Source organism: Bartonella sp. W8122, assembly GCF_016102485.1.
Classification (GTDB): Bacteria; Pseudomonadota; Alphaproteobacteria; order Rhizobiales; family Rhizobiaceae; genus Bartonella; species Bartonella apihabitans.
Genome location: NZ_JACFOO010000001.1, coordinates 606,445 through 631,692, shown reverse-complemented (window position 1 = coordinate 631,692; position 25,248 = coordinate 606,445). Strand labels below are relative to the sequence as shown.

Here is a 25,248-nt window from a genome sequence, read left to right as displayed (position 1 = left end):
GAATGTTGAAAACGCTCCGTTTTTTTACAGCATTTATCCTTCTCTTTGCTGCTTTGGTGGCAAATGCCGTAGCCATTGATCGGGACGCGATCAACGGGCAATTTACCGATTGGCTTAACAAGGACTTTTATAAAGAGGCTCTCAAATCAGGAATTTCGGCAGGAACATTTTCTGAAGCCCTCTCCACAGTCGTGCCCAATCTCGCATTACCCGACCTTGTGATTCCGGGAGAAAAACCGAAAGCGCAAAGGCGCCAACATCAGGCGGAATTCAGCGCACCGGCCAATTATTTTTCGGCAAAAACACTTGCTCGCCTTGTTAGTGACGGCAAAACACAATTGTCAGAAAATCGTGGAGCTTTAAAAAAAATAGAAAAACAATATGGCGTTCCGGCCTCAATTGCACTTGCCATATGGGGACGAGAAACCAATTATGGTAGTGTCAAAATTCCCTATAATGCTTTTGAAGTTCTCGCAACCAAAGCGTTTATGAGCACACGAAAAGACATGTTCAAAACCGAGCTTATCGCTGCCTTGACGATTGTACAGGACCATTATATGGATGCGGCTTCCATGAAAAGTTCATGGGCGGGTGCGTTAGGCCAACCGCAATTCATGCCAACATCCTATTTGAAATATGCTGTCGATTTTGATGGTGATGGCCATCGTAATATCTGGACATCAACACCCGATACACTCGCATCTATTGCAAACTACTTGAAGCTTAACGGTTACAGGGCGAATGCCGGTTGGGGCTATGAAGTTAAAGTTCCCGAAACTGTCGGCTGTTTTCTGGAAGGGCCCGATCAGGGGAAAATGTTAAGCGAATGGCAAAAGCTCGGCGTGTTACCGCAGTCCGATAAAAATGTCCCCGCGCTTGATAAAAGTCGTCCGCTCTATCTCCTGATGCCGGAGGGACGTCTGGGACCAGCCTTTCTTGTAACCGACAATTTCTATGTGTTGAAATCCTATAATATGAGCGACCTTTATGCGCTTTTTATCGCTACAGTCTCTGACGGAATTGAGGGAAAACGTGGCTTTATCGAGCCATGGCAAAAAATTGACGAGCTTTATCAATCGGACGTTTTGAACTTGCAAACAAAATTGCAATCGCAAGGATATGATATCGGCAAAGCCGATGGTTTTGCAGGTTTCAAAACCCGCCGTTCAATTGGCTTATGGCAGCAAAAACACGGACAGAAGCCGACCTGTTTTCCGAGTCGTTCTTTAATTGCGGATATTCGCTAAATGGCATCACATTCCGGTTCCAAAACAGTCATCTATGCGGCGCTTGCAGGCAATCTTCTCATTGCGCTTACCAAATTTGTTGCCGCTTCTTTCACCGGTTCTTCGGCTATGTTGTCAGAAGGTGTGCATTCGATTGTCGACACCGGCAATGAATTATTATTATTGCACGGTCTCAAGCGTGCATCCATTCCACCTGATCGTGTGCATCCTTTCGGCCACGGACGGGAGCTTTATTTCTGGAGTTTTATTGTTGCCTTGCTGGTCTTTGCATTGGGTGCCGGCGTATCCTTTTTTGAAGGTGTTTTACACGTTCTCAACCCTGCGGAAATCCATAATGTAACCGTCAACTATATTGTCTTGGGTCTATCGGTGTTTTTTGAAGGAACGTCCTGGCTTTTGGCTTTGCGACATTTCCGCCGCACAAAAGGTAAACTTGGCTATCTTGCTGCTGTTCACCGTTCCAAGGATCCGACTGTTTTTTCCATTCTTTTCGAAGATAGTGCAGCACTTTTAGGTATCGCGATTGCTTTAAGCGGCATTACCGCTTCAATTCTTACCGGCAATTTTATTTTTGATGGTATCGCTTCGCTTGGAATTTCCGTCATCCTTGCTGTCACTGCAATTTTTCTTGCACGCGAATGTAAAGGATTGCTGCTTGGCGAGGCTGCCCTTCCCGAGGTGCAAAAAGCAATTTTCAACATTGTATCAGCCGACCCCGATGTGCAGAAAGTCAACGGAATTATTACCCAGCAAATGGGTCCCAATCAGGTGGTCGTCAATGTCAGTCTCGAATTCGAAGACAAACTGACCGCACCAAAGATAGAAGAATGCGTACTTCGTATTGAAAGGAATTTGGCGATTGCAAGACCGGAAGTGGTGGGTTTTTTCGTAAAGCCGCAAACAGCCGGTATCTGGGCGAGAAGACGGGAAAAAATCGAAGCAAACCACGAAGACAATAATGATAGCGATGAAGAGTAGAAAACAGCCCCACCGCCTCTACAAAGCCGATCTTTCCGGTTTTAATCCGACAAAATAAAATTTTAAAAAATTACTATGAATTCAATAATATAATAATCCTCATCTGTCCGACATACTCGGCTATTTTGTCGAACAGGATATGAGCATTCAAAAGAACAGTGAAAACCGCTGCCGTCCGCCTTTAACAAAACCGGCACTTAACAAAACCCGCACTGTTTTATGCCTGCGCGTGCTGCCAGAATATGCTTTTAGCAGTTCGAAAGTTCCGGTTCATGTTACCAGAATTTCTGCAGTAAATATAATTCGAAAAGATAGTCTTTGACCGTCTATCCGGCTTAATCTTTCTGGCGCAATCTTACGATAAGATCGACATGGGAAATCTCCATGCCTTCCGGTGGTTCGGGCAAATTGCCGACAATCGGTTTTCCTTCGGGGCCCGAAGGAATATCCACAATCTCGTTCTCGCCTTCCAGAAAGAAGTGATGGTGATCGGATGTATTGGTGTCGAACCAAGTTTTCGAACCTTCAACGGCGATAATCCGCAAAAGCCCTGCCTCGGTAAACTGATGAAGCGTATTGTAGACTGTTGCCAGAGAAACCGGAATCGAAGCCTTCACCGCTTCCTCATGCAATTCTTCAGCGGCAATATGACGGTTTCCTTTGGAGAATAATAGATCAGCCAAAGCCATGCGTTGCCGTGTTGGCCGCAATCCTTTTTCGCGTAAGCGTTTTTCCAATTCTACCGGCGAATGATAAATCACTATTTTTTCCGCGTTGTTTGATGTTTCCCACCAATTCCGACTAAATTATATATACTGAAAAGCATTTGCAATCAAGTATACTTGAATATTGTCATCACCTTTAAAACCGCGTTTTTCCCCACTTCTACCGGCTTATTAACATTAATATCGCAAATAAAATTGACCGAGATCACGATTTGTCATCAAAAACTGTCGAAAAGCGGTTTAAACATTGTTGAATATGCTCTAAGAGTATGTCGTAAAAAAGCGCTAAGAGTTATAAAGTGCTGACGGATGGAGTAACAATGGCTGAACAAAAGTCTAGCTACACGTATGAAGAGCTTTTAAGCTGCGCACGCGGTGAAATGTTCGGAAAAGGCAATGCACAATTGCCGGCTCCGCCAATGTTGATGTTCAACCGTATTACCGAAATCAGTGAAAATGGCGGTGAACACGACAAAGGTCTGATTCGTGCCGAATTCGATATCACACCGGATTTATGGTTTTTTGCCTGCCATTTTATTGGTGATCCGGTCATGCCTGGCTGTTTGGGGCTTGATGCTTTATGGCAACTCACCGGTTTTTTCCTCGGTTGGCTGGGCGAACCCGGCAAGGGACGTGCGATATCAACAGGAGAAGTGAAATTTTCCGGAATGGTTACCCCGAAGACAAAACTTGTCGAATATGGAATTGATTTCAAGCGTGTCATGCGTGGTCGGCTCGTTCTCGGTATTGCCGATGGCTTTGTCAAAGCTGATGGTGAAATAATTTATAAGGCAGCCGATTTGCGTGTAGCCTTATTCAAGGAAGAGTGAGTATTCTTTCAAATAGGAAGGGCGATAGAGGCCAGTTCTATATGAACCCAAGGAGATACTGATGCGTCGAGTAGTTGTAACCGGTATGGGAATTGTCTCATCAATCGGGAATAACCCTGAAGCTGTCCTCAATAGTTTGCGCGAAGCGAAATCCGGTATCAGTTTTTCGCAAGAATATGCAGATCTGGGCTTCCGCAGCCAGGTCTACGGCATGCCGCAGATTGACATTGAGGCACTGGTTGACCGGCGTGCCATGCGTTTTCACGGGCGGGGAACTGCTTGGAACCATATCGCTATGGATCAGGCAATTGCCGATGCAGGGCTTTCATCCGACGAAGTTTCCAATCCGAAAACCGGTATTATTATGGGCTCCGGCGGGCCTTCAACGCGGACAATCGTAGACTCGGCCGACATTGCCCGCCAAAAAGGCCCCAAACGCGTTGGTCCTTTTGCTGTGCCAAAAGCGATGAGTTCGACTGCATCGGCAACATTGGCGACTTTTTTCAAGATCAAAGGCGTGAACTATTCGATTTCATCCGCCTGCGCGACATCCAACCATTGCATTGGTAATGCCTATGAACTTATCCAGTTTGGCAAGCAGGATCGTGTTTTTGCCGGTGGTTGCGAAGATCTTGATTGGACATTGTCGGTGCTCTTTGATGCGATGGGGGCAATGTCGAGTAAACGCAATGCAACGCCTGAAAGTGCTTCACGTGCCTATGATGCCGGCCGTGACGGTTTTGTCATTGCCGGAGGCGCCGGCGTTCTGGTGCTTGAAGAGCTGGAAGTTGCCAAAGCACGTGGTGCAAAAATATATGCCGAGATTGTCGGATATGGTGCAACATCCGATGGTTACGATATGGTCGCTCCCTCCGGTGAAGGGGCCGAGCGCTGCATGCGCATGGCTTTATCGACTGTCAAAAATAAAATTGACTACATTAATCCCCATGCCACATCCACACCTGTTGGCGATCCACCGGAAATAGAAGCGATCAGAAAGATTTTCGGCTCGGGTGATTCGTGCCCGCCGATTTCGGCAACAAAATCGCTGACCGGCCATTCGCTTGGAGCTGCCGGTGTGCAGGAAGCAATTTATTCCCTTCTTATGATGAAAAATAATTTCATCTGTGAAAGTGCTCATATTGATGAGCTTGATCCGGCGTTTGCGGATATGCCGATTGTACGCAAACGTCTTGATAACCAAAAACTGAACACAGTCCTGTCAAATACTTTCGGCTTTGGCGGAACCAATGCAACGCTGGTTTTCCAGCGTTACGAATAAACCGGACACTTTCGCTACGAGAGTGCCACAGGCTTACGGAGAATATGATGGAAGGTTTGATGAAGGGCAAGCGCGGCCTCATAATGGGCGTCGCGAACGACCATTCAATCGCCTGGGGAATAGCATGTCAGCTCGCAAAAGCGGGGGCTGAACTGGCTTTTACCTATCAAGGAGATGCATTTGGAAAGCGTGTCCACCCCTTGGCAGAAAAACTCGGATCCAAGCTTTTGCTTGAATGCGATGTTGAAAATATCGATTCGGTCGATGCTGTTTTCAATCGACTGGAAAAAGAATGGGGCACACTCGACTTTGTCGTTCATGCGATCGGTTTCTCGGACAAATCGCAGCTTAAAGGACGCTATGTCGATGTGACAACACGGGAAAATTTCAGCCGCACAATGGTTATTTCTGCATTTTCCTTTACCGAAATTGCCCAGCGCGCAGGAAGGCTGATGCCTAACGGTGGCGCATTGCTGACATTGACCTATGGTGCGTCCCAGCATGTTGTTCCGAATTACAATGTTATGGGCGTTGCGAAAGCCGCACTCGAAGCCATGGTGCGCTATTTGGCGGCCGATTTCGGACCGCAGAATATCCGTGTCAATGCAATTTCTGCGGGTCCTGTTCGCACACTTGCCGGCAATGGTATTGGAGCGGCGCGTGCGATTTTCTCTTACCAGAAGCGCAATGCACCTTTGCGTCGCACAGTTGATATTAATGAAATCGGCAAATCGGCACTTTATCTGTTATCCGATTTGGCTTCCGGTGTGACCGGTGACATTCATTATGTCGATTGCGGCTATAATATTATGTCCATGCCGATACTGGAAGAGCTCAAAGACAGTGACGAATCACGCGGCGAATAATTTTCGCCGCGTTTCATTTCAGGTCGATTGGTGGGATTTGCTTTTGCCACTGCCGTTTTCTTGTCGATGCTGGTTCTTGCATTTTATTAATTGGTCTGGCTTTCTGCCCCTCCTTGACAAGATTGATTCCTTGATAGCAGAGAACCGTCACACCAGTGCGGTAAGACACCTTTATACTCGTATTTACGGGCATTGATTGCCGCATTTAACTTCGAGCCCGTTCCCCAATTTATCAAAATACAGCCTTGAAGCTAAAATCCGTTAGAACGCGATCGCCTATCCTATTGATTACCCGCGCCAGCTGACAATGCCGTTCGGCTTCATTTTCAAATCTGTCAATGACCGTATGTCTATGATGGCAAATTCGCGTTTTTTGATACGCGTTTCTATTTGCCATTTTGTCTTGTGGCGAAGTGGATTTGCTTTTTCCCGACTTATTACCAAATCGGCACTCCGGATAGTTCCGACAAATAATCAAACACGTTTACGAAGTCTTTTCACCCGCCTCTTTAAACCCTTTTCATAAACGTCATTTGCGCGCTTCAATCACTTTGAAGCCGCTCTGCTCTTCAAGGAGTAGTACTTTTCGGAAACATTTTTGCAAAGTCGTTTCATAGGGTAATTGCCGATTGGCTACCATGAGAAAGCAACCACCGGGTTTCAACCTTTGCGCTGCAACACTTATGAATTTTTGCCCCAATGAGACATCTGCCGCGCGCCCGTCATGAAATGGAGGGTTCGACAGGATTGTATCATAAATCCGATCTATCGGCTCGCGTGTAATATCCTGCCATAAATAATCGACCTTAAGGGACGTGTGAAGGCTGCCTATATGTGTTTTCGCCGCTTCCAGTGAATTATAATCGGCCTCATAAAGATCAAGCTCGGCAAGCTTTTTTGCCTGTTTTATCGCTTCATAGGAAAGAAAGCCCCAGCCGGCACCAAAATCGGCCGTTTTGCCAAACACAACTCTCTCCATATGTTTGACCAACATTTGCGAACCTTGGTCAATGCGCCCGTTTGAAAACATGCCTGCCTGTGTTGTGAAGGTATTTTCAAAACTCTGCGGAAGCTGTTGAAGCGTTTCCAGCAATTTTTCATCCAGCTCTTCCGGCACAGTCAACCAGAAAACAATGCCATGCGCTTTTGAAAGCTTTTGTGTTACCGGAACAATAGACTTTACCCATTTCAAAAAGGATTGGGCGCCGGACAATTTATCGCCACTGACAATAATTGTGCCACCGGCTTTCACCACACGCAAAAGGGCGAGAAACCGGTTCTGGTTCAGTTTTTTATGCTTGTTAAGCTCAAGGAGACCACCGGAAAACTTCTTTGCTTTATCGAGCAATTCAGGCAAGCATTGAAAGCCCGCCTGTTGAAGCGTTAAAAAATCTGCCCGCCAAGGCTGGATAATTTCGAGTAATTTGACCCAATCCTGTTCCGGTTTTTCTGTCAAACCGAATGCGCACCACAAACTTTCCGGATGTGGATGGTCGAGAGCATTCTCGTAAAAGGGCAAAAAAACCGACATTTTGAACTCGCTTTTTTAAGGAGGCTTTTTAACAAGCCCGCATTGTTGTTCCTTTATCGTTATGCTGAGGAAGGCGCAATTTTAAAATTGAAAACGAAGCCCGAACAATATTCGGACCCACGATTTGCGGCAATAGACATTTGTTTTCCGCCGCGAAGCCTTTGAAGATGTTTCGTATCAAAAAAACTATTTTATGCAAGGATCACTTTTGAATGAACCGTTTTTGAAAAAATAATCGGACTTGCGGGCCAATTTCTTTCATTTGAAACCGGTCATAAAAAGAAAAGAGGCCTCATTTTAATTCCCTTGATTTCCTTGGTTTTACCTTGATTTCATTCGTTTTCTATTGCCAAAAAAAAGCCGCTCGTCATGAGCGGCTTTTTCCATAAAACATTGTTTCAAAGACTATTCTTTGTCTTTATCAGCATTCTTCTTACGACGATGTTTCTTTTCGGGCTTATCGGATTTTTCATCCTTCTCGCCCTTTTCAGCATTGTCTTCGTGGTGCTTTTCGCCCTTTTCATGCTTTCCATGTTTTTCGGCATGGTCGGCATCTTCAGACTTCGGGGCTTCTTCACGCGGAATTTCCTGTCCGGTTTCCTGATCGACAACTTTCATCGACAGGCGGACTTTTCCACGTTCGTCAAATCCCATGAGCTTGACCCAAACTTTCTGGCCTTCCTTGACGACATCTGTCGTCTTGTTGACGCGTTCGGGAGCCAATTGGGAAATGTGAACCAGACCGTCACGAGGACCGAAGAAATTGACGAAAGCGCCAAAATCGGCTGTCTTCACAACAGTACCTTGATAGATCTGGCCAACTTCCGGCTCGTCGACGATGGAATGGATCCAACGTTTTGCAGCTTCGATTGTTTTGGCATCGGAAGATGCAATTTTGATCGTGCCGTCATCTTCGATATTGATCTTGGCACCGGTCTGCTCGGTAATCTCGCGGATAACCTTGCCGCCGGAACCGATAACATCGCGGATCTTGTCGACCGGAATATTCATCATCTCGATACGCGGAGCATATTCACCCAATTCGGCACGTGCTCCGGTCAAAGCTTTGGCCATTTCACCCAGAATGTGGATACGGCCCTCTTTGGCCTGTCCGAGAGCCACCTTCATAATGTCTTCGGTAATGCCGTTGATCTTGATATCCATCTGCAAGGCAGTGACACCATTTTCTGTACCGGCAACCTTGAAATCCATATCGCCAAGATGGTCTTCATCACCGAGAATATCGGAAAGGATCGCATAACGGTCACCTTCCTTGATAAGCCCCATAGCAATACCGGCAACAGGATGTTGCAGCGGAACACCGGCATCCATCAATGCCAAGGATGTACCGCAAACGGTTGCCATGGATGACGAGCCGTTAGACTCGGTAATTTCCGAAACGGCACGGATTGTGTAAGGGAAACTTTCCTGAGAGGGAAGCATCGGGTGAATTGCGCGCCATGCGAGCTTTCCATGGCCGATTTCACGGCGTCCCGGAGAACCGATACGGCCGGTTTCACCAACCGAAAATGGCGGGAAGTTGTAATGGAGAAGGAAGGTTTCCTTGTACATTCCGGTGAGCGAATCGATATATTGTTCGTCTTCACCGGTTCCCAACGTTGCAACAACGACGGCCTGTGTTTCGCCACGGGTAAACAATGCCGAACCGTGCGTGCGCGGCAAAATGCCGACTTCCGTATAGATCGGGCGGACTGTTTTCAAATCGCGACCATCAATACGGCTACCATTATCAAGAATATTCCAGCGAACGATTTTTGCCTGCAAATGTTTGAAGACAGTTGCGATTTCTTCCGCATTATATTCCGGTTCTTCTTCGCCTTCCGGCATGAATTTTGCGTCAACCTTGGCTTTGACTGCATCAACAGCGGCATAACGCTCCTGTTTGTCAGTAAGCTGATAGGCCTTGCGCAAATCCTTTTCGGCAAATTTGAGCATCTTCTTTTCCAAAGCACTCAAATCTTCCGGAGCAAATTCGCGCGGCTCCTTGGCGGCAACTTCAGCGAGTTTGATAATTGCATCAATGACCGGTTTGAAGCCGTTATGACCGAAAATGACAGCGCCGAGCATCACATCTTCGCTAAGTTCCTGCGCTTCCGATTCAACCATCAAAACAGCGTCGGATGTGCCAGCAACGACGAGATCAAGCTTTGATTCCGGCATTTCATCAATGTTCGGGTTCAACACATATTTGCCATTAATATAGCCAACACGTGCGCCACCAATCGGCCCCATGAACGGAACACCCGAAAGGGTCAAAGCAGCAGAAGCTGCAACCATCGACAAAATGTCGGGGTTGTTTTCAAGGTCATGCTGCAAAACGGTGATGATGACCTGCGTTTCGTTTTTGTAGCCTTCTGCAAAAAGCGGGCGGATCGGACGGTCGATCAAACGTGAAATCAATGTTTCACCTTCGCTCGGACGACCTTCGCGCTTGAAATAGCCTCCCGGTATTTTACCGGCTGCATAAGTCTTTTCCTGATAGTTGACGGTGAGCGGGAAAAAATCCTGTCCGGGCTTGGGTTCCTTTTCGGAAACCACAGTGGCGAGAACGATTGTTTCGCCATAGGTTGCCATAACTGCACCATCAGCCTGACGGGCAATTTTTCCTGTTTCAAGAGTTAACGGGCGACCTGCCCAGTCAATCTCTACTTTGTGAGTGTTAAAAAACATTTCTTGTCCTTGATTAACCGTGAGAGGACAAATTCCTTTCAACGGTCCAGTTCTTTAGTCATGTCATGGGCAAGACAACGAGGCGCATCCGATGTTTTCCCGATGCGGCTGGCAATCCTGCCCCATGACGGTTCCTCGATTTCTGCGACTTTTTCAAGTTGTAGAAATTGAAAGGCGGGAAACCTTATGATTTCCCGCCTTGATTGTTTAGCGACGCAAGCCGAGCTTGGAAATCAACGTCTGATAACGTTTTTCATCGACACCGTTCAGGTAATCGAGAAGACGACGACGTTGGGAAACAAGTTTCAAAAGACCACGGCGGGAATGGTTATCCTTTTTGTGGGTTTTGAAATGCTCGGTCAAATTGGCAATACGTTCTGACAAAATAGCAACCTGCACTTCCGGCGAACCTGTATCGCCTTCCTTGGTTGCATATTCTTTGATCAAAGCCTGTTTACGTTCAGCAGTAATCGACATCGGTTCATCCTTTCAAAAAAATGGGACATAAAAGACGCCCCGGCCGGGATGTCGTCCAGCTAGGGTCGATGAAACGGCAAATGCAAAAACACCTGCACGTCCGCTTCATATATAGGAATTATGCGTTAATTACCAGCCCTGCTATTCGCTTGATAAAGTTTTCGACTATTTTTCTTGAACTTTTCTTTATCAGCAGGTTTTTGTCAATAAACATTAAAAACACAAGAATAGGTAATGAAACTATTTATGAAACGATATTTCTTTCTAATTCTTTTAAAAAATTGCTATCCGTAATGACGGATATACAAAATATAATTCAAATATGTTGATGAAAATCAAACATTTACGTTCTCGGGTTGCTACTTTTCTTTTTAACCGTGCCCATCAACGAATATTATCAAAAACAGATATATTATCTGAAATAGATGTGTGGATTTTCACAGTGCAGTCGCGCAACCCCCCATATCAGGCTTGCGGCTTTTACTGCCGTCGCCTAGATTGAAACGAAAATTAGCTTTGTTCCGGAACCCGATGCAACAAAAAAGCTCGACACTTGCGCCATTCAAAAGCCATGCTTTTCGAAGCCTGTGGGCGGCGACACTTGTGTCCAATCTTGGCGGGCTTATCCAGACAGTCGGTGCTGGCTGGATTATGACATTAATCAGCACCTCCCATTCAATGGTGGGACTTGTTCAGGGTGCCAACACCTTACCAGTTGTGATATTTTCGCTTCTCGCCGGTGCCCTTGCCGATAATTTCAACCGTCGACAGATCATGATTACCGCGCAATTGTTGATGATGGCGGTTTCGGTTCTCCTTGCGGTTCTCACCTGTTTCGGTCTTCTGACGCCTTGGCTTTTGCTCGCCTTCACATTTCTGATCGGCTGTGGCTCCGCGCTTTATAATCCCCCTTGGCAAGCGACTGTTGGCGACATCGTGCCACGCGAAGATATTTCCGCAGCAGTGACTTTAAATAGTGTGGGCTTCAATTTGATGCGCAGCGTCGGGCCTGCAACTGGCGGTGCAATTGTTGCCGCCTTTGGCGGAGCGGCCGCTTTTGTCGTCAATGCCTTCAGCTATATTCCGCTTCTTGGCGCCCTGTTTTTCTGGAAACCCGATTACGCAAATAACGGTTTGCCGCGCGAAAGACTCGTTGCAGCAATGTCTGACGGATTACGCTATGTTTTGATGTCGCCGCATCTTCTAAACATCATGACGCGGGCGTTCATGTTCGGCCTTGGTGCCATATCGGTTCTGGCTCTTCTTCCCATTATTGCCCACGAAAAACTTGATGGCGGAGCGCTCATTTACGGGACATTGCTCGGTTCTTTCGGAGTAGGAGCAATTGCTGCCGGCATTATCAATTCCTGGGTCAGACGGCGCTTTTCCTCGGAAGCTATCGTTGCCGGTTCATTTGTCGGTTATGCCTTGTCTTGCCTTCTGCTCGCTTTGAGTGACTCGTCAATCATTGCTCATATTGTGCTTTTTCCGGCCGGTATGTGCTGGGTTCTGGCGCTTTCGCTCTTCAATGTTTCGGTGCAATTATCAACGCCACGTTGGGTTGTTTCACGCGCTTTGGCTCTCTATCAGACATCATCTTTTGGCGGTATGGCCGTCGGAAGCTGGTTATGGGGAAGCTTGGCTGACAGTTATTCACCTGTCATAGCGCTTTATATATGCGCTGCATTCCTTATTGTGGGTGCATTGATGGGACTGAAATTTACCATCTTTGAAATACCGAGCATCAATCTGGATCCACTTGACCAATTTCGCGAACCGGAATTGCATCTTGATCTTCAGGCAAGAAGCGGCCCGATTATGGTTCTGATCGATTACGAGATTAAAGACGAAGATCTAGCAGAATTTCTCAAAACAATGTCGTTGAGGAGGCGTATCCGATTGCGTGACGGTGCCAGACAATGGACACTGTTGCGCGATCTCGAGCATCCTAATCGCTGGGTTGAAACCTATCATATGCCGACATGGGTGGATTATTTGCGGCACAATCGCCGCCGCACCAAAGCCGATGCCGACGTGACAGAAAAATTACGCCAGCTTAGCCAAATTCCCGAAGGCTTGCGAGTGCACAGGATGATTGAACGTCACACAGTGCCGGAAGCTGACCAGATACAAGTCAAGCATTCCGCCCACCATCTGCACTAGGCTGATATAGGGTGAGAGAATAGGCAATTGCGCTTTCCAATAAACGGTTCAAGCGACATATAACCTATTCTACCCTCCATATCCGGCTTCATAAAAAGCCGACGCCGGAATGTCGGACTGGGAGACATATTTGCCAATCCCATCCGTCATTTAAAACAATACTCCGATAAAGACGGAGCAAACTGTCAACGGGCCGGATTTTTTCAAAATAATGTTTTGACTATCGGTGCTAAATTTTTGACTCGCTTGATAATTCCGGTTCAGGTCGTTTGCTGATCCACTTTCAGAGCAGCTTATTAATTCTTTCAAAATAGAAATTGTTTGAAGGTAAAATCGCGTTTGGCAAGCCGATATATGAGCACAATATCAATTGTGAAATAGAAAGCGGGTGCCGAACTAACTGAAGCTACAACAAACTCGAGTGTGCGACTTGCAACAAGCTGGATAATCGCTGTTCACCGCCCCCCACAAAATCAGGTATTATCGCTAAAAAATTCAGCTTCTCTATAAAACCTCATTGAATGGGAGAAAGGCAAACAGCAATCTTCAGGCCTTTTAGTGCTCAAATCAGCCGGTTGTGAAAACGCGCTTGGGCTTGAACTGGCCTTTTTCGATCATGCCGATTGCCAATAATTTACCCTTATACGTCGCACAAACCTCATCTTCGTCAACGGGGGCACCTCGTCCACGCATTAAAACCGGGTTTCCCATTCGCACACGATAAGCCTGCTCGTCGCTTAACGGATATTGCGGCAGAAATTCGAGCGCCGCACCGGTTTCGATCAGAAGTTCGTCAAGTGCGGAAAAATCGCATGGCGGATAAATGCCATTCTCGTCGGCCTCGCCTCTTTCCGGCGCGGCGTCTTCCAAATCTTCAAGGCTCACAAAATCATCTTCGACAAAAGGCGAAACTTCGATACGACGCAAATTGGCAATATAGCCATAGCATCCAAGTTCTCTTCCCATATCGCGGGCAAGAGCACGGACATAAGTCCCTTTACCACACTCCACCTCGAAAATCGCATGGCCTTCCGGTGTCATATCAATGAGTTCGAGGCTATCGATTTCAACTTCACGTGGCGGAATTTCGATTTTTTCACCTTCCCGTGCCAGATCATAAGCACGATTGCCATCAATCTTGATGGCGGAAAATTGCGGCGGGGTTTGAAGAATTGTGCCAATATAATGAGGTAAAATCGATATTATTTCGTCTTTACCCGGGCGCTTGGTGGACGTTTTTGTCACGACGCCTTCCATATCATCGGTATTGTGTTCTTCACCCCAGGCAACTGTAAAGCGATAAACTTTTGTACCATCGACAACATAGGGAACAGTTTTCGTGGCTTCTCCCAAGGCAATTGGCAACATGCCCGAAGCAAGCGGGTCAAGGGTTCCGGCGTGACCGGCTTTTTCCGCCTGAAACAGCCATTTGATCTTTGAAACAGCCTCGGTCGACCCCATGCCCTCCGGCTTATCGAGAATAACCCAGCCCGAAACCGGACGACCCTTTTTCTTTCGCTGACGCGCCATAAAATTCTATTCCTTTTCCTCGTCATCGTGATGAAGATCGCGGGCCACTTCCGGCGAGTGCAACAAGGCATCGATTTTTGCAAAATTGTCAAAACTCGTATCCACCTTGAAACGGAATTCCGGCATATATCTCAATTGCCGCAACTCGGGCCCCAACTCGCCACGAATAAATCTTGCATGATGATTGAGCGCTTTTACCACCTCTTCCGGATCTGCATCGGCAAGTGGCGCAACAAAACAGGTTGCAACGCGTAAATCCGGCGACATTCTCACCTCGGTTGCACTGAGCACCACACCATCAAGCACCGGATCCAGAATAACTCCCCGCTGGAATATGGAAGCAAGAGCATGGCGAACCTGTTCACCGACACGCAATTGCCTTTGAGATGGACCAGCATGTTTCATAACGATTACCTTCGATTTTTCAGGCACATATTTGTCAATCGATATCCCGAAATCTTTCAAAACGATCAATTTGCAACAGAATAAAGCGGTCAACCACCGCTTGAAAACCGGCGCGACTTTCGTTCATCAGACGGGATTTTCCGTTTGGCCATATCATTGAATAATATGGCCAAACATGTATTGAATTAGAGCGAGCGTTTAATGGTTTCAACGCGGAACGCTTCGATAATATCTCCAACGCGTATATCATCATAATTCTCGAAGGCCATACCGCATTCCTGACCGGCAGGAACTTCGGCAACCTCGTCTTTGAAGCGTTTCAAGGTCTTGAGCTTGCCTTCATGGACAACAACATGATCACGGATAAGGCGTACACCCTCGCCGCGCTCCATCTTGCCTTCGGTAACACGGCAACCTGCGACCTTTCCAACCTTGGAAATGTGGAAGACTTCGATAATCTCGGCATTGCCAAGGAAAGTTTCGCGGCGTTCCGGCGTCAACATACCCGACATTGCTGCCTTCACATCGTCAACAAGATCATAAATGATATTGTAGTAACGAATTTCGATGCCTTGGGCTTCGGCTGCATCACGTGCCTGACTATTGGCACGAACGTTGAAGCCGATAATGGCGGCGTTCGATGCTGCAGCCAATGATACATCGCTTTCCGTAATACCGCCGGGAGCGGCATGGACGATATGGGCGCGCACTTCGTCATTGCCGAGTTTTTCAAGTGCTGACGTAATCGCTTCGACAGAGCCCTGAACATCCCCTTTGATGACCAGCGGAAATTCTTTCATGCCGCTTGTCTGCATCCGGTTCATCATCTGTTCAAGAGAACCGCGCGAGCCTGCCTGCCGCGCGACCGCCTTCTCACGGGCAAGACGTTGACGATATTCGGCAATCTCGCGAGCCTGTGCTTCATTGGCCACGACTGCAAAACGGTCACCGGCCTGCGGTGTGCCTTGCATACCGAGAACTTCGACCGGCATTGACGGGGTTGCCGCTTTGATATGGGCGCCACGGTCATTGATAAGGGCCCGAACTCGACCCCACTCGTTACCGGCAACGATAATATCGGAAGGATGCAATGTTCCTTTCTGGATAAGTACCGTTGCAACAGCACCGCGACCGCGATCGAGCTGCGCTTCGATAACAACACCTTCAGCAGTACGATCAGGATCGGCTTTCAAGTCGAGAATTTCCGCCTGCAGCAGAATTGCTTCAAGAAGCTTGTCGATATTCTTGCCGGTTTTTGCCGAAACCTCGACTTCCAGCGTATCACCACCCATGCTTTCGACAAATACTTCATGTTGCAAGAGTTCGGTTCTAACCTTTTGGGGGTCGGCAGCCGGCTTATCAATCTTGTTGATAGCAACAATAATCGGCACACCGGCAGCTTTTGCATGGTGAATAGATTCAATCGTTTGCGGCATGACACTGTCGTCGGCTGCAACAACCAGAACCGCAATATCGGTCACCTGCGCACCACGGGCACGCATAGCCGTAAAGGCCGCATGTCCCGGTGTATCGATAAAGGTTATCTTCTGTCCCTTTTGTTCAACCTGATAGGCACCGATATGCTGGGTGATACCACCCGCTTCACCGGCGACAACATTGGCATGGCGTATGGCATCAAGAAGCGATGTCTTGCCGTGGTCAACGTGGCCCATAATTGTGACGACCGGTGGACGCGGTTTCAGTTTTGCCGGATCATCCGGAACATTGAAGAGACCTTCTTCAACATCCGATTCTGCAACGCGTTTTACCGTATGGCCGAATTCTTCGGCAATCAATTGCGCCATATCGGCATCAATGACATCACCGGGCTTCAACATCTGACCCTGTTTCATCAGATATTTGATGACGTCGACAGACCGTTCGGTCATACGTTGGGCGAGTTCCTGAATAGTAATGGTTTCAGGAATTGTTACCTCGCGAGAAATCTTTTCACGCGGTTCCTGAATTTGCGAGCGTTTGAATTTTTCCTGACGCCGACGCATAGCAGCCATCGAGCGGCCGCGCGAATTGCCTTCCTCGTCAAGCGCACTATTCAATGTCAGTTTGCTGCGGCGACGTTCATCACCACCTTTCACTGCTTTGGGAGCGCGTACTTCGGATTTATTACCACCGCCACGACGCGAACGACGATCATCCTCGTCATCATCAACAATATTGCGTTTTGCAGCAGGAGCGGCTGCGCGTTGTTTGGTAACGGGAGCAATATCAATTTCAATCGGGCGATTGGCTGCCTGTTTATCGGTCTTTGGACGGTAACCTTCTTTGACCTTATGAACTTCGTGCCTTTTAACTTCGGGCTTGTGTCCTTCGGCCTTTTCAGCCTCGTGGGCAGCGCGGGCTTTGGCGTCTTCTTCAGCCTGTTTGCGTAAAAGCTCTTCGCGCTCTTTGGCGCGTTTGGCTTCTTCCACCTGACGACGCTTTGCTTCTTCTGCAGCGCGTTTATGTTCTTCTTCTTCGCGTTTATGTTCTTCTTCAGCGTGAAGCCGTGCTTCCTCAAGAGCCCGCATACGTGCTTCCATTTCAGCCGATGAAAGGTTGCTATGGGGGTGGTGAACAGAAACTTTCGGCGGTGTTTCAGTACGCGGTTTTGTTGTCTGGGCAACGCGTGGCTTGGTCACAACGTGCTTGACTTCCACCTTTTCGTCCGGACGGGTGATTTTTCGCCGTTTCGTTTCGACAACGACCGCCTTTGTGCGACCATGGCTGAAATTTTGCTTGACTGTGCTGGTTTCAACCCCGGGGCGTTTTAAGGTCAGCGTTTTCTTGGCTGTTTTCTTGTCGTTATTGTTTTCCGTCATTCCGTTTCCTTCACGGCTTCTACCGTCTTCTTTTCCGGCCTAGTGCTTACCATCGCGGTAGGCGACAAGTTTTTGCACCGTTTTCATGAATCCCTGTGCAAGCTTCGAATTCAATAATGCAGCATGTACCACAGGATTATCACCAAAAGCCACACCCATTTCATCACTGTTGAATAAAGTTACAACCGGAATGTCTGGCTTATCCGGTCGTCTGACCGAGTAGATTGCCTGTTCGATCTTGCGTTTACCATCAAAAGCCGCTTCTTTCGAGTGTAAAACAAGACATGCTTCCCCCGAACGTATTGCCTGTTCGACCTTTGTCGCACCGGTTACAACTGCACCGGCCTTTCGAGCCAAAGCAAGACGACCGAGTGCCGCCTTGACCAGCAGTCTGTCTACAAGTTCGACAAGCCCCTGATCTACGATAATATCAGTCTTCAGGCTATGTGTAAAAGCCTTACGCCTGATTGCATCTTCAAGGACAGATCGGGAGGCGGAAATCCATGCTCCCCGCCCCGGCAAGTTGGCTTTTATATCGGGCACAAGATGACCGTCCGGTCCGGCAACAAAGCGGATAAGCTCTTGTGCATCACCACTTTTTCTTGTCAGGATACATGTACGATCATTCATCAATCAGCCCATCTTTCCTATTCAGCCGGTGTTTCTGTTTCCGCAGTTTTTTCGGCATCTACCGGTGTTTCTGCCTGTTCTTCTGTCTGTTCCTGATCTTGGTTATGAAGATCTTCTTCAGTTATCCAGCCAGCTTTCAGACGAGCAGCGACAACCATAGCCTCGGCATCGGCACGGCTTATGTCGAACGGCGTAAAAACGCCGGCAAAATTCTGTGTTTCGCCATCTTTACGTTCGCGCCAACCGGCAAGATCATCAACCGCATAACCGGCGAAGTCTTCAATTGTCTTGACACCATCCTCACCGACGGCAACCATCATCGCAGTTGTCATCCCCGGCAATTCACGCAATTCATCGGAAACACCGAGTTTTTTACGTTTCTTGTCGAGTTCGGCTTCCTGCTTGTCGATATAATCTTTTGCACGCTGCTGGATTTCGGAAGCGGTTTCTTCATCAAAGCCTTCAATCGAGCTGATTTCGTCCGGATCGACATAGGCAATTTCTTCGATTGAAGCAAAACCTTCGGAAGCAAGAACTTGTGCAACCATCTCGTCAACATCCAGAGCTTCCATGAACAATTTGCTGCGTTTTGCAAATTCCTTCTGCCGATTTTCGGATTCTTCCTGTTCAGTGAGGATATCAATATCCCAGCCAGTGAGTTGCGAAGCAAGACGGACATTTTGACCACGCCGTCCGATTGCAAGGCTAAGCTGGTCATCAGGCACAACAACTTCGATACGTTCTGCATCTTCATCAAGAACCACTTTGGCCACTTCTGCCGGCTGCAATGCATTGACAATAAATGTTGCCGCATCGGGAGACCACGGAATAATATCGATCTTTTCACCCTGAAGCTCGTTGACAACAGCCTGAACGCGGCTACCACGCATACCAACGCAGGCGCCAACCGGATCAATCGAGCCATCGCGCGAGACGACAGCAATCTTCGCACGTGAACCGGGATCGCGTGCAACCGACTTGATCTCGATAATCCCGTCATAAATTTCCGGAACTTCCATGGTGAAAAGTTTGGCCATAAATTGCGGATGGGTACGCGAAAGGAAAATTTGCGGCCCGCGTTGTTCGCGCCGGACATCATAGACATAGGCGCGAATACGATCGCCATAACGGAACGACTCGCGCGGAATGAGTTCGTCACGACGGACGATTGCCTCACCTCGTCCAAGATCGACAATGACATTGCCATATTCTACGCGCTTGACCGTGCCGGAAACGATCTCGCCAACCTTGTCTTTATATTCTTCATATTGGTGATCGCGCTCGGCCTCGCGCACTTTCTGGACGATGACCTGTTTGGCTGACTGGGCAGCAATGCGCCCGAATTCCATTGGCGGTAGCGGATCCGACAGAAAGTCACCAATCTCTGCATCGGGTTTGCGTTTTTTTGCATCTTCCAGAGAAATCTGTGTTGCATAATCGTCAACCGTGTCGACAACTTCCAGCAAACGCTGCAACTTGATTTCGCCGGTTTTGGAATTGATATCTGCGCGGATATTGGTTTCCTGACCATAGCGTGACCGGGCAGCCTTCTGGATGGCGTCAGCCATGGCAGAAATAACGATTTCACGGTCAATCGACTTTTCGCGGGCTACGGCATCTGCAATTTGCAGAAGTTCAAGCCTATTAGCGCTTATAGCCATTGATTCTCTCCTTTTTAGTGCCGCTTCACGGCATAGATTAAATTATTTCTTTTCCGGCTTGGACTTTTTTCGACTGTCCCCGCCCTTCAAATTCTTTTGTGTCTTGCCCGAATTATCCGCTTTTTCAGAATCGTTATCGGACCCAAGGTCATCATCGGGAATGAGTTGCTGGCGCAATGCCTTGTCTTTTGCCAGCGCATCACGGATCAGATCGTCGGTCAAAACCAGATGCGCATCGGCAATATCGGTAAACGGAAGTTGCACAGCCAAAGCTTCGCCATAGGCTGCCTTGTCGGTATTGAGAACAAATCCATCGTCATTAACATCGCTAATTGTCCCGCGAAATTTCTTTCGCCCATCAATCATTATCGACGTTTCGATTTTTGCGATATGACCTTGCCAACGTGAAAAATCGGATTTTCTGACCAGTGGACGGTCAATTCCGGGCGAAGAAATTTCAAGATGATATTTCCGTTCGATGATGTCTTCCACATCAAGAATAGGTGAGACAATGCTGCTCACTTCCTCACAATCCTTGATGGTCATTGTACCATCACCCCGCTCGGCCATGATTTGCAAAGTAAGGCCGTTGAGACCTGACAACCGCACCCTGACAATCCGGTAACCAAGAGGTTTTAGCACCGGTGCAACAATTGCAACCACTCGTGCCTCAACGCCTTTTTCTTCAAAAAGGCGCGGTTCATCCAAATCAACTGCCTGTCCGCTCTCGCTCATGCCTATCTATTCCAAATATCAAACAGATCATTTTGGTAACAAAAAAGAGCGGGCTCGGAAAACCCACTCTTCATCAAATGATCAAGAATTTTCTATACTATACACTCGATAATTGTTTTTTTCAAGTACAACATTACGGCATGTCAAAACAATTCCCGAAAAACTTGTCCGATAACAATCCGCTACAGTGACTGCTATTTTCTGACAAATGTGAGATAAGCGGGCGTGCGCCCCTCCCGCAATGCTTTTTCTTCATAGCGCGTTCCCGGCCAAGCTTCAAAAGGTGTTTTCCAGTCCTTCGAACCATTGGCTGTCCAATAAAAATCCGGATGGCGCATGCAATAAAACAATGTCCAATTCACATAAGTATCAATATCCGAAGCAAACCGGAATTTCGCCCCCGGTTTTAAAACCCGTGCAAAGCGGTTCAAATTTTTCATATTCACAAAGCGGCGCTTCCAATGTTTTTTCTTGGGCCACGGATCAGGATAAAAAAGATCTATTCCGGCAATTGATGATTCCGGTAGCCAGTCGAGCAATCTGGTCGCATCATCATCATAAAGCCGGATGTGTTGCAGCCTCTGCTCATGCCCTTCCAAGGCTGCAAGCATTTTGGCCATTCCATTGATGAATGGCTCCACACCGATAAAACCTGTTTGTGGAAATCTGTCCATTTCATGAACAAGATGTTCTCCGCCACCAAATCCGATTTCAATGCGTATATTTTCGCAACTGTTTTTTGTGGCACCGGAACTAGCAAATAAGTCGGCAAGTCTTTCAGGTGCAGGCTTGTTCAAATCCACTTTAAGAAGGGGAAGTAAAGTTTCTTCGCGTCTGGTCTGGCCCGCACGCAATGTCTTGCCACGACGACGCCCGAAAAAAGCTTCACTTGCCCTTTCTTTATGTTCACTCATTACGCCTTGATTGCGTCTTTCAGCGCTTTGACGAGATTTGTCCGTTCCCACGAGAAAGAACCATCGCGTCCGGGTTTGCGACCAAAATGCCCATAAGCCGATGTTTTTGCGTAAATTGCCTTGTTAAGTTCGAGATGCTTGCGAATTCCCGAAGGCGACAAATCCATAAGTTGTCGAATAGCTGCCTCGACAGCACTTTCATCAACTTTACCTGTGCCATGCAAATTGACATAGATCGAAAGAGGTTGGGCCACACCGATTGCATATGAAAGCTGGATTGTGCAGCGATCGGCAAGTCCTGCGGCAACAACATTTTTGGCAAGATAGCGGGCTGCATAAGCAGCCGAACGATCTACTTTTGTGGTATCCTTACCGGAGAATGCACCACCACCATGAGGAGCAGCGCCGCCATAAGTATCGACAATAATTTTACGGCCTGTAAGGCCGGCATCTCCGTCAGGTCCGCCAATAACGAATTTTCCTGTCGGATTGATATACCAGTTACAATTATCGGCGATTTTTATATCGCTCAATGCCTGGCGGATGTACGGCTCGACAACCGAGCGAACCTTCTTTGAATCCCATGTCGGATCAGTGTGCTGGGTTGAAAGAACAATGGAGACCACTTCCACAGGTTTATCGTTTTCATAACGAACTGTAACCTGACTTTTAGCATCCGGTCCAAGCTTGCTTGCTTCGCCTTCATCAAGATGGCGGGCAATCGAAAGAGTCTCGAGAATTTTATGGGCATAATAGATTGGTGCCGGCATCAAATCCGGTGTTTCGCGGCAGGCATAACCGAACATGATACCCTGATCTCCCGCACCTTCTTCGCCCTGACGGTCGGAAGCATTATCCACGCCTTGAGCAATATCGGCAGATTGGGAATGCAACAAAACATCAATCTTCACTGTCTTCCAGTGAAAACCTTCCTGTTCATAACCGATAGCACGGATGGCGCGACGTGCTGCCGAGCGGAAACGTGACGGATTGATAACCGGATTTCCATTTTTGTCATGAACAAGTTTGCCATTTTTATCTTTTTTCAAAAGTGTATCGGGCACACGAACCTCACCGGCGATAACAACGCGGTTGGTCGTAGCCAAAGTTTCACAAGCAACGCGGACAGACCAGGGGTCCACACCCGTTTTGGCTGCTTCTTTGTAGATCATATCAACAATTTCATCTGAAATGCGGTCACAAACTTTGTCGGGATGACCTTCCGATACCGATTCGCTGGTAAAAAGATAATTCTGATGAGACACGGGAAACCCCTCTAGAAAGACGACGTTTACTTTCTCGCCGGACTCTCCGGAAAGAAAAACGACAGTTGCTTTATTTGCCAAGCTTGTTGAATTGCGTCAATGCTGTTTTGGTCAAGAGAACGAAATAAATGTGATAAACGCATTCAACACACAATATCCCGACATCATTCAGTGTCTGATCAAGCTTTAATCCATCGCTGTGGACAACAAAGCAGCAAACAAAATCAATAATAAAAATTAAAAAACAAAAACGATTCTGCGTGTCCTAAATCAATTTTCAAAAACATTTAAAGCTGATTAAGAGTTTCGTCTTCGGATAATGCCTTTGCCAAATCGATAATCTTACGACGAACTTTCGGATCTTTTATATTGGTAAACGCACGAAGAAGTTGAATGCCTTCGTTACTTGAACAAAAGTCCATAAAATTATTGTCGTCTTCGCGAAACCCTTCTGCCGAACGGGTACCGGGAGCTTCTTCAAAAAAATAGGAAACCGGCACGTCCAGAATTTCGGAAATAGCCTGAAGACGGCTCGCACCAACGCGGTTGGTACCTTTTTCATATTTCTGTATTTGCTGGAAGGTGATACCCAATTGCTCGCCCAACTTTTCCTGACTGAGCCCAAGCATGTTGCGCCGTAATCTTATACGGCTACCCACATATACGTCTGTCGGGGCGGGTGTTTTTTTGAGTGAGGCCATAATTCAACTTTCTCGCGTCAATATTGATCCATCTTCATAAATTCAAACCGATTTATATGATTATTGTTCATGGGTTTTAATATCGGTCCCCCGCTGGACCACAATTTTTCCTCATATCATCTCATTGGTTCTAACTTGTCAATCGAACGACCGTTTTTTACATAACCGAACATTATACTAAATGTCAGTATAACAAGAAAGGCTACAAAAGCGTGCAAAAAATTTGGACCTTTGTTCCATATCGGAACAATCGCCGCAGGAATTGGCGCATCAATCACACCGACTGCATTCTGGTCCAATGATCTGACGATTCGCCCATAAGGATCAACGACTGCCGATAAGCCGTTATTAGCTGCACGAATAAGAGGAATTCCCAATTCAACAGCGCGTAAACGTGCCTGATCGAAATGTTGATAAGGACCGGGAGTAACGCCAAACCATGCATCATTGGTAACATTCAAAATTGCTTGCGGTTTATCGCCTTCATATCCCATACCGTTCGGAAATATGACCTCGTAACAGATCATCGGCAGATAAACAAATCCATCAGGCAGTGTCACAGTTTTTCGTATCGTGCTATTACTATAGCCGCCTGCCATTACCGCCAGAGCGTGAAGGCCTATCCGGTCGAACACTTGTTGGAAAGGCAAATATTCACCAAATGGGACGAGATGCACCTTGTCCGAGGACGCAAGAACATCACCATTACTATCAATGACAGATATGGTATTAAAATATTTATTATTTTCATCATTCGGCCGGCCAGTGCTGCGTACCGCCCCGACAATTGCCCATTGATCCGGCCGAAGCAGTGATGCAATACGCATCTTTGCTTCAGGAACATAATTGAGAATATAGGGCACGGCAGTTTCCGGCCATACAATATAAGCGGGTTCATGTGCACCGTCTGCAAGCGGTTGTTCGCTCAGTTGCATATGGGCATCAAACATTCTATAGCGCACTTCGTTATCAAGTTTTTCATCCTGTTTGATGGACGGTTGTACCAATCTTACCCATCGATCGGCGTTCTCATAACTTTCTATAGGAGGCGCATTATGGAGGCGGACAATACCAAATCCTGTGTGGGTACAAAAAAGAACAAGGCCTATGCCAAGTGCAAGCCATTGCCCGCTCTTGTCAAACAGACTGGCTGGCAGCGAATAAAGAAGCACGACAAGTGCGTTCATTGCATATAAACCCACCACTGCATCGGACTGCATAAAAAGTGGTGTCGGCATTATTGTGTAACCGATTGCGTTCCATGGAAAACCGGTAAACATAATGGAGCGCAAGAGCTCTGCCACTCCCAGAGCAAGTGCCAAAACGAATATACGCGACAGTCCTTCATGCCAAAAGACAATAGCAACGCCACCGGCAAATCCCCAATAAAGTGCAAGATAGAATGGTAGCCCGAATATTGCTAACGGGATAGCCCAACCGAAACTGACGGGGTCAACGAGCATGGCGCTTGAAAGCCACCAAAGACCAAAAACAAAATAACCGAAGGCAAAGCTGAAAGACGTGAAAAAGGCAAGCTTGAAACGTTGCTTCCGACAAGTCTTACAAGCGATATTATCAAGCAATAAGACAAGGACCGGAAAAGTAAAAAAAGCCAGAGGAAAGAGATAAAACGGCGCTAATGCAAAAGCGGTAATTCCACCACACACAAAGCTCAGGAGCTGTCGTTTCGGCCCTCGTAATGTCTTCATATAAGAGATGGCTGTTGCCAAAATACGCATTCCTGCTCCCCTCGTATCTTTCCATCCCTAAAATTTCGACACAAGATAAACAAACCACT

The 25,248-nt window shown here is 47.3% G+C and carries 19 protein-coding genes and 2 pseudogenes; 6 read left to right on the top strand and 15 right to left on the bottom strand.

Going from position 1 to position 25,248, the window contains the following annotated elements:
- Positions 1-2: 2 nt before the first annotated feature.
- Complete coding sequence (locus tag H3S83_RS02795) at positions 3-1,247, top strand: lytic murein transglycosylase (protein ID WP_198238844.1); 1,245 nt, start codon at positions 3-5, stop codon at positions 1,245-1,247.
- Positions 1,248-2,225, top strand: coding sequence for a cation diffusion facilitator family transporter (locus H3S83_RS02790; protein WP_198238843.1), 978 nt, complete (start codon positions 1,248-1,250; stop codon positions 2,223-2,225). It abuts the gene before it with no gap.
- A gap of 335 nt (positions 2,226-2,560) precedes the next feature.
- On the opposite strand, the gene irrA is transcribed toward H3S83_RS02790, so the two are convergent.
- Positions 2,561-2,986 carry an iron response transcriptional regulator IrrA gene (gene irrA, locus H3S83_RS02785; RefSeq protein ID WP_198225356.1) on the bottom strand — a complete coding sequence of 142 codons (426 nt, stop codon included), beginning with the start codon at positions 2,984-2,986 and terminating at the stop codon, positions 2,561-2,563.
- A 284-nt stretch (positions 2,987-3,270) separates the two neighbouring features.
- On the opposite strand from irrA, the gene fabA reads away from it, so the two are divergent.
- The 3 genes from fabA (at position 3,271) to fabI (ending at position 5,928) form a co-directional block, all read left to right on the top strand.
- Positions 3,271-3,780, top strand: coding sequence for a 3-hydroxyacyl-[acyl-carrier-protein] dehydratase FabA (gene fabA, locus H3S83_RS02780; RefSeq protein ID WP_077970160.1), 510 nt, complete (start codon positions 3,271-3,273; stop codon positions 3,778-3,780).
- Between the two features lie 61 nt (positions 3,781-3,841).
- The gene (fabB, locus tag H3S83_RS02775; RefSeq protein ID WP_077970159.1) at positions 3,842-5,062 is read left to right on the top strand and encodes a beta-ketoacyl-ACP synthase I; all 1,221 of its coding nucleotides are present in this window, start codon (positions 3,842-3,844) and stop codon (positions 5,060-5,062) included.
- Positions 5,063-5,109: 47 nt separating this feature from the next.
- A complete protein-coding gene (gene fabI, locus H3S83_RS02770) occupies positions 5,110-5,928 on the top strand; it encodes an enoyl-ACP reductase FabI (RefSeq protein ID WP_077970157.1) in 819 nt (272 codons plus the stop codon).
- A 288-nt stretch (positions 5,929-6,216) separates the two neighbouring features.
- Here fabI and H3S83_RS02765 read toward each other — a convergent pair whose 3' ends face one another.
- The 4 genes and pseudogenes from H3S83_RS02765 to rpsO form a co-directional block, all read right to left on the bottom strand.
- Positions 6,217-6,372 (bottom strand): hypothetical protein, encoded by a 156-nt coding sequence (locus H3S83_RS02765; protein WP_198238842.1) that lies wholly within the window; start codon positions 6,370-6,372, stop codon positions 6,217-6,219.
- A gap of 85 nt (positions 6,373-6,457) precedes the next feature.
- Positions 6,458-7,459: a class I SAM-dependent methyltransferase gene (locus tag H3S83_RS02760; protein ID WP_198238841.1), complete on the bottom strand. Its 1,002-nt coding sequence runs from the start codon at positions 7,457-7,459 to the stop codon at positions 6,458-6,460.
- Between the two features lie 555 nt (positions 7,460-8,014).
- Positions 8,015-10,150, bottom strand: a pseudogene (gene pnp / locus H3S83_RS02755) (polyribonucleotide nucleotidyltransferase); the annotation flags it as partial.
- Positions 10,151-10,357: 207 nt separating this feature from the next.
- Positions 10,358-10,627: a 30S ribosomal protein S15 gene (rpsO, locus tag H3S83_RS02750; protein WP_077970147.1), complete on the bottom strand. Its 270-nt coding sequence runs from the start codon at positions 10,625-10,627 to the stop codon at positions 10,358-10,360.
- A 531-nt stretch (positions 10,628-11,158) separates the two neighbouring features.
- Between rpsO and H3S83_RS02745 the strand changes: the two genes are divergently transcribed.
- Positions 11,159-12,790 carry an MFS transporter gene (locus H3S83_RS02745; protein ID WP_078038953.1) on the top strand — a complete coding sequence of 544 codons (1,632 nt, stop codon included), beginning with the start codon at positions 11,159-11,161 and terminating at the stop codon, positions 12,788-12,790.
- A 567-nt stretch (positions 12,791-13,357) separates the two neighbouring features.
- Here the strand turns inward: H3S83_RS02745 and truB are convergent.
- The 10 genes and pseudogenes from truB to lnt all read right to left on the bottom strand — a co-directional run bounded on the left by truB (position 13,358) and on the right by lnt (position 25,189).
- Positions 13,358-14,320 (bottom strand): tRNA pseudouridine(55) synthase TruB, encoded by a 963-nt coding sequence (gene truB, locus H3S83_RS02740; RefSeq protein WP_198225360.1) that lies wholly within the window; start codon positions 14,318-14,320, stop codon positions 13,358-13,360.
- A 6-nt stretch (positions 14,321-14,326) separates the two neighbouring features.
- Positions 14,327-14,725, bottom strand: a complete 399-nt coding sequence (rbfA, locus tag H3S83_RS02735; protein WP_077973407.1) for a 30S ribosome-binding factor RbfA — start codon at positions 14,723-14,725, stop codon at positions 14,327-14,329.
- A 185-nt stretch (positions 14,726-14,910) separates the two neighbouring features.
- Positions 14,911-17,544, bottom strand: a complete 2,634-nt coding sequence (infB, locus tag H3S83_RS02730; RefSeq protein ID WP_198238840.1) for a translation initiation factor IF-2 — start codon at positions 17,542-17,544, stop codon at positions 14,911-14,913.
- A pseudogene (locus H3S83_RS02725) lies at positions 17,541-18,174 on the bottom strand (RNA-binding protein). The gene infB and the pseudogene H3S83_RS02725 overlap by 4 nt, the downstream one beginning before the upstream one ends.
- Positions 18,175-18,191: 17 nt before the next feature.
- A complete protein-coding gene (gene nusA / locus H3S83_RS02720; protein ID WP_198225362.1) occupies positions 18,192-19,835 on the bottom strand; it encodes a transcription termination factor NusA in 1,644 nt (547 codons plus the stop codon).
- Between the two features lie 42 nt (positions 19,836-19,877).
- On the bottom strand, positions 19,878-20,570 hold the full coding sequence (gene rimP, locus H3S83_RS02715) for a ribosome maturation factor RimP (protein ID WP_078038948.1): 693 nt from the start codon (positions 20,568-20,570) through the stop codon (positions 19,878-19,880).
- A gap of 194 nt (positions 20,571-20,764) precedes the next feature.
- A complete protein-coding gene (locus H3S83_RS02710) occupies positions 20,765-21,484 on the bottom strand; it encodes a tRNA (guanosine(46)-N(7))-methyltransferase TrmB (protein ID WP_198238220.1) in 720 nt (239 codons plus the stop codon).
- Positions 21,484-22,749 (bottom strand): methionine adenosyltransferase, encoded by a 1,266-nt coding sequence (gene metK, locus H3S83_RS02705; RefSeq protein ID WP_077973406.1) that lies wholly within the window; start codon positions 22,747-22,749, stop codon positions 21,484-21,486. Before metK ends, H3S83_RS02710 begins: the two co-directional genes overlap by 1 nt.
- A 287-nt stretch (positions 22,750-23,036) precedes the next feature.
- Positions 23,037-23,450, bottom strand: coding sequence for a helix-turn-helix domain-containing protein (locus H3S83_RS02700; RefSeq protein WP_077970127.1), 414 nt, complete (start codon positions 23,448-23,450; stop codon positions 23,037-23,039).
- Positions 23,451-23,566: 116 nt separating this feature from the next.
- Positions 23,567-25,189, bottom strand: a complete 1,623-nt coding sequence (gene lnt / locus H3S83_RS02695; RefSeq protein WP_198238839.1) for an apolipoprotein N-acyltransferase — start codon at positions 25,187-25,189, stop codon at positions 23,567-23,569.
- Between the last annotated feature and the right edge of the window lie 59 nt (positions 25,190-25,248).

Excerpts from the sequence above, each read along its gene's own strand:
- H3S83_RS02795 (WP_198238844.1), top strand. The coding sequence starts at position 3 with ATGTTGAAAACGCTCCGTTTTTTTACAGCATTTATCCTTCTCTTTGCT.
- H3S83_RS02790 (WP_198238843.1), top strand. The coding sequence starts at position 1,248 with ATGGCATCACATTCCGGTTCCAAAACAGTCATCTATGCGGCGCTTGCA.
- fabA (WP_077970160.1), top strand. The coding sequence starts at position 3,271 with ATGGCTGAACAAAAGTCTAGCTACACGTATGAAGAGCTTTTAAGCTGC.
- fabB (WP_077970159.1), top strand. The coding sequence starts at position 3,842 with ATGCGTCGAGTAGTTGTAACCGGTATGGGAATTGTCTCATCAATCGGG.
- fabI (WP_077970157.1), top strand. The coding sequence starts at position 5,110 with ATGGAAGGTTTGATGAAGGGCAAGCGCGGCCTCATAATGGGCGTCGCG.
- H3S83_RS02760 (WP_198238841.1), bottom strand. The coding sequence starts at position 7,459 with ATGTCGGTTTTTTTGCCCTTTTACGAGAATGCTCTCGACCATCCACAT.
- rpsO (WP_077970147.1), bottom strand. The coding sequence starts at position 10,627 with ATGTCGATTACTGCTGAACGTAAACAGGCTTTGATCAAAGAATATGCA.
- H3S83_RS02745 (WP_078038953.1), top strand. The coding sequence starts at position 11,159 with ATGCAACAAAAAAGCTCGACACTTGCGCCATTCAAAAGCCATGCTTTT.
- truB (WP_198225360.1), bottom strand. The coding sequence starts at position 14,320 with ATGGCGCGTCAGCGAAAGAAAAAGGGTCGTCCGGTTTCGGGCTGGGTT.
- rbfA (WP_077973407.1), bottom strand. The coding sequence starts at position 14,725 with ATGAAACATGCTGGTCCATCTCAAAGGCAATTGCGTGTCGGTGAACAG.
- infB (WP_198238840.1), bottom strand. The coding sequence starts at position 17,544 with ATGACGGAAAACAATAACGACAAGAAAACAGCCAAGAAAACGCTGACC.
- nusA (WP_198225362.1), bottom strand. The coding sequence starts at position 19,835 with ATGGCTATAAGCGCTAATAGGCTTGAACTTCTGCAAATTGCAGATGCC.
- rimP (WP_078038948.1), bottom strand. The coding sequence starts at position 20,570 with ATGAGCGAGAGCGGACAGGCAGTTGATTTGGATGAACCGCGCCTTTTT.
- H3S83_RS02710 (WP_198238220.1), bottom strand. The coding sequence starts at position 21,484 with ATGAGTGAACATAAAGAAAGGGCAAGTGAAGCTTTTTTCGGGCGTCGT.
- H3S83_RS02700 (WP_077970127.1), bottom strand. The coding sequence starts at position 23,450 with ATGGCCTCACTCAAAAAAACACCCGCCCCGACAGACGTATATGTGGGT.
- lnt (WP_198238839.1), bottom strand. The coding sequence starts at position 25,189 with ATGCGTATTTTGGCAACAGCCATCTCTTATATGAAGACATTACGAGGG.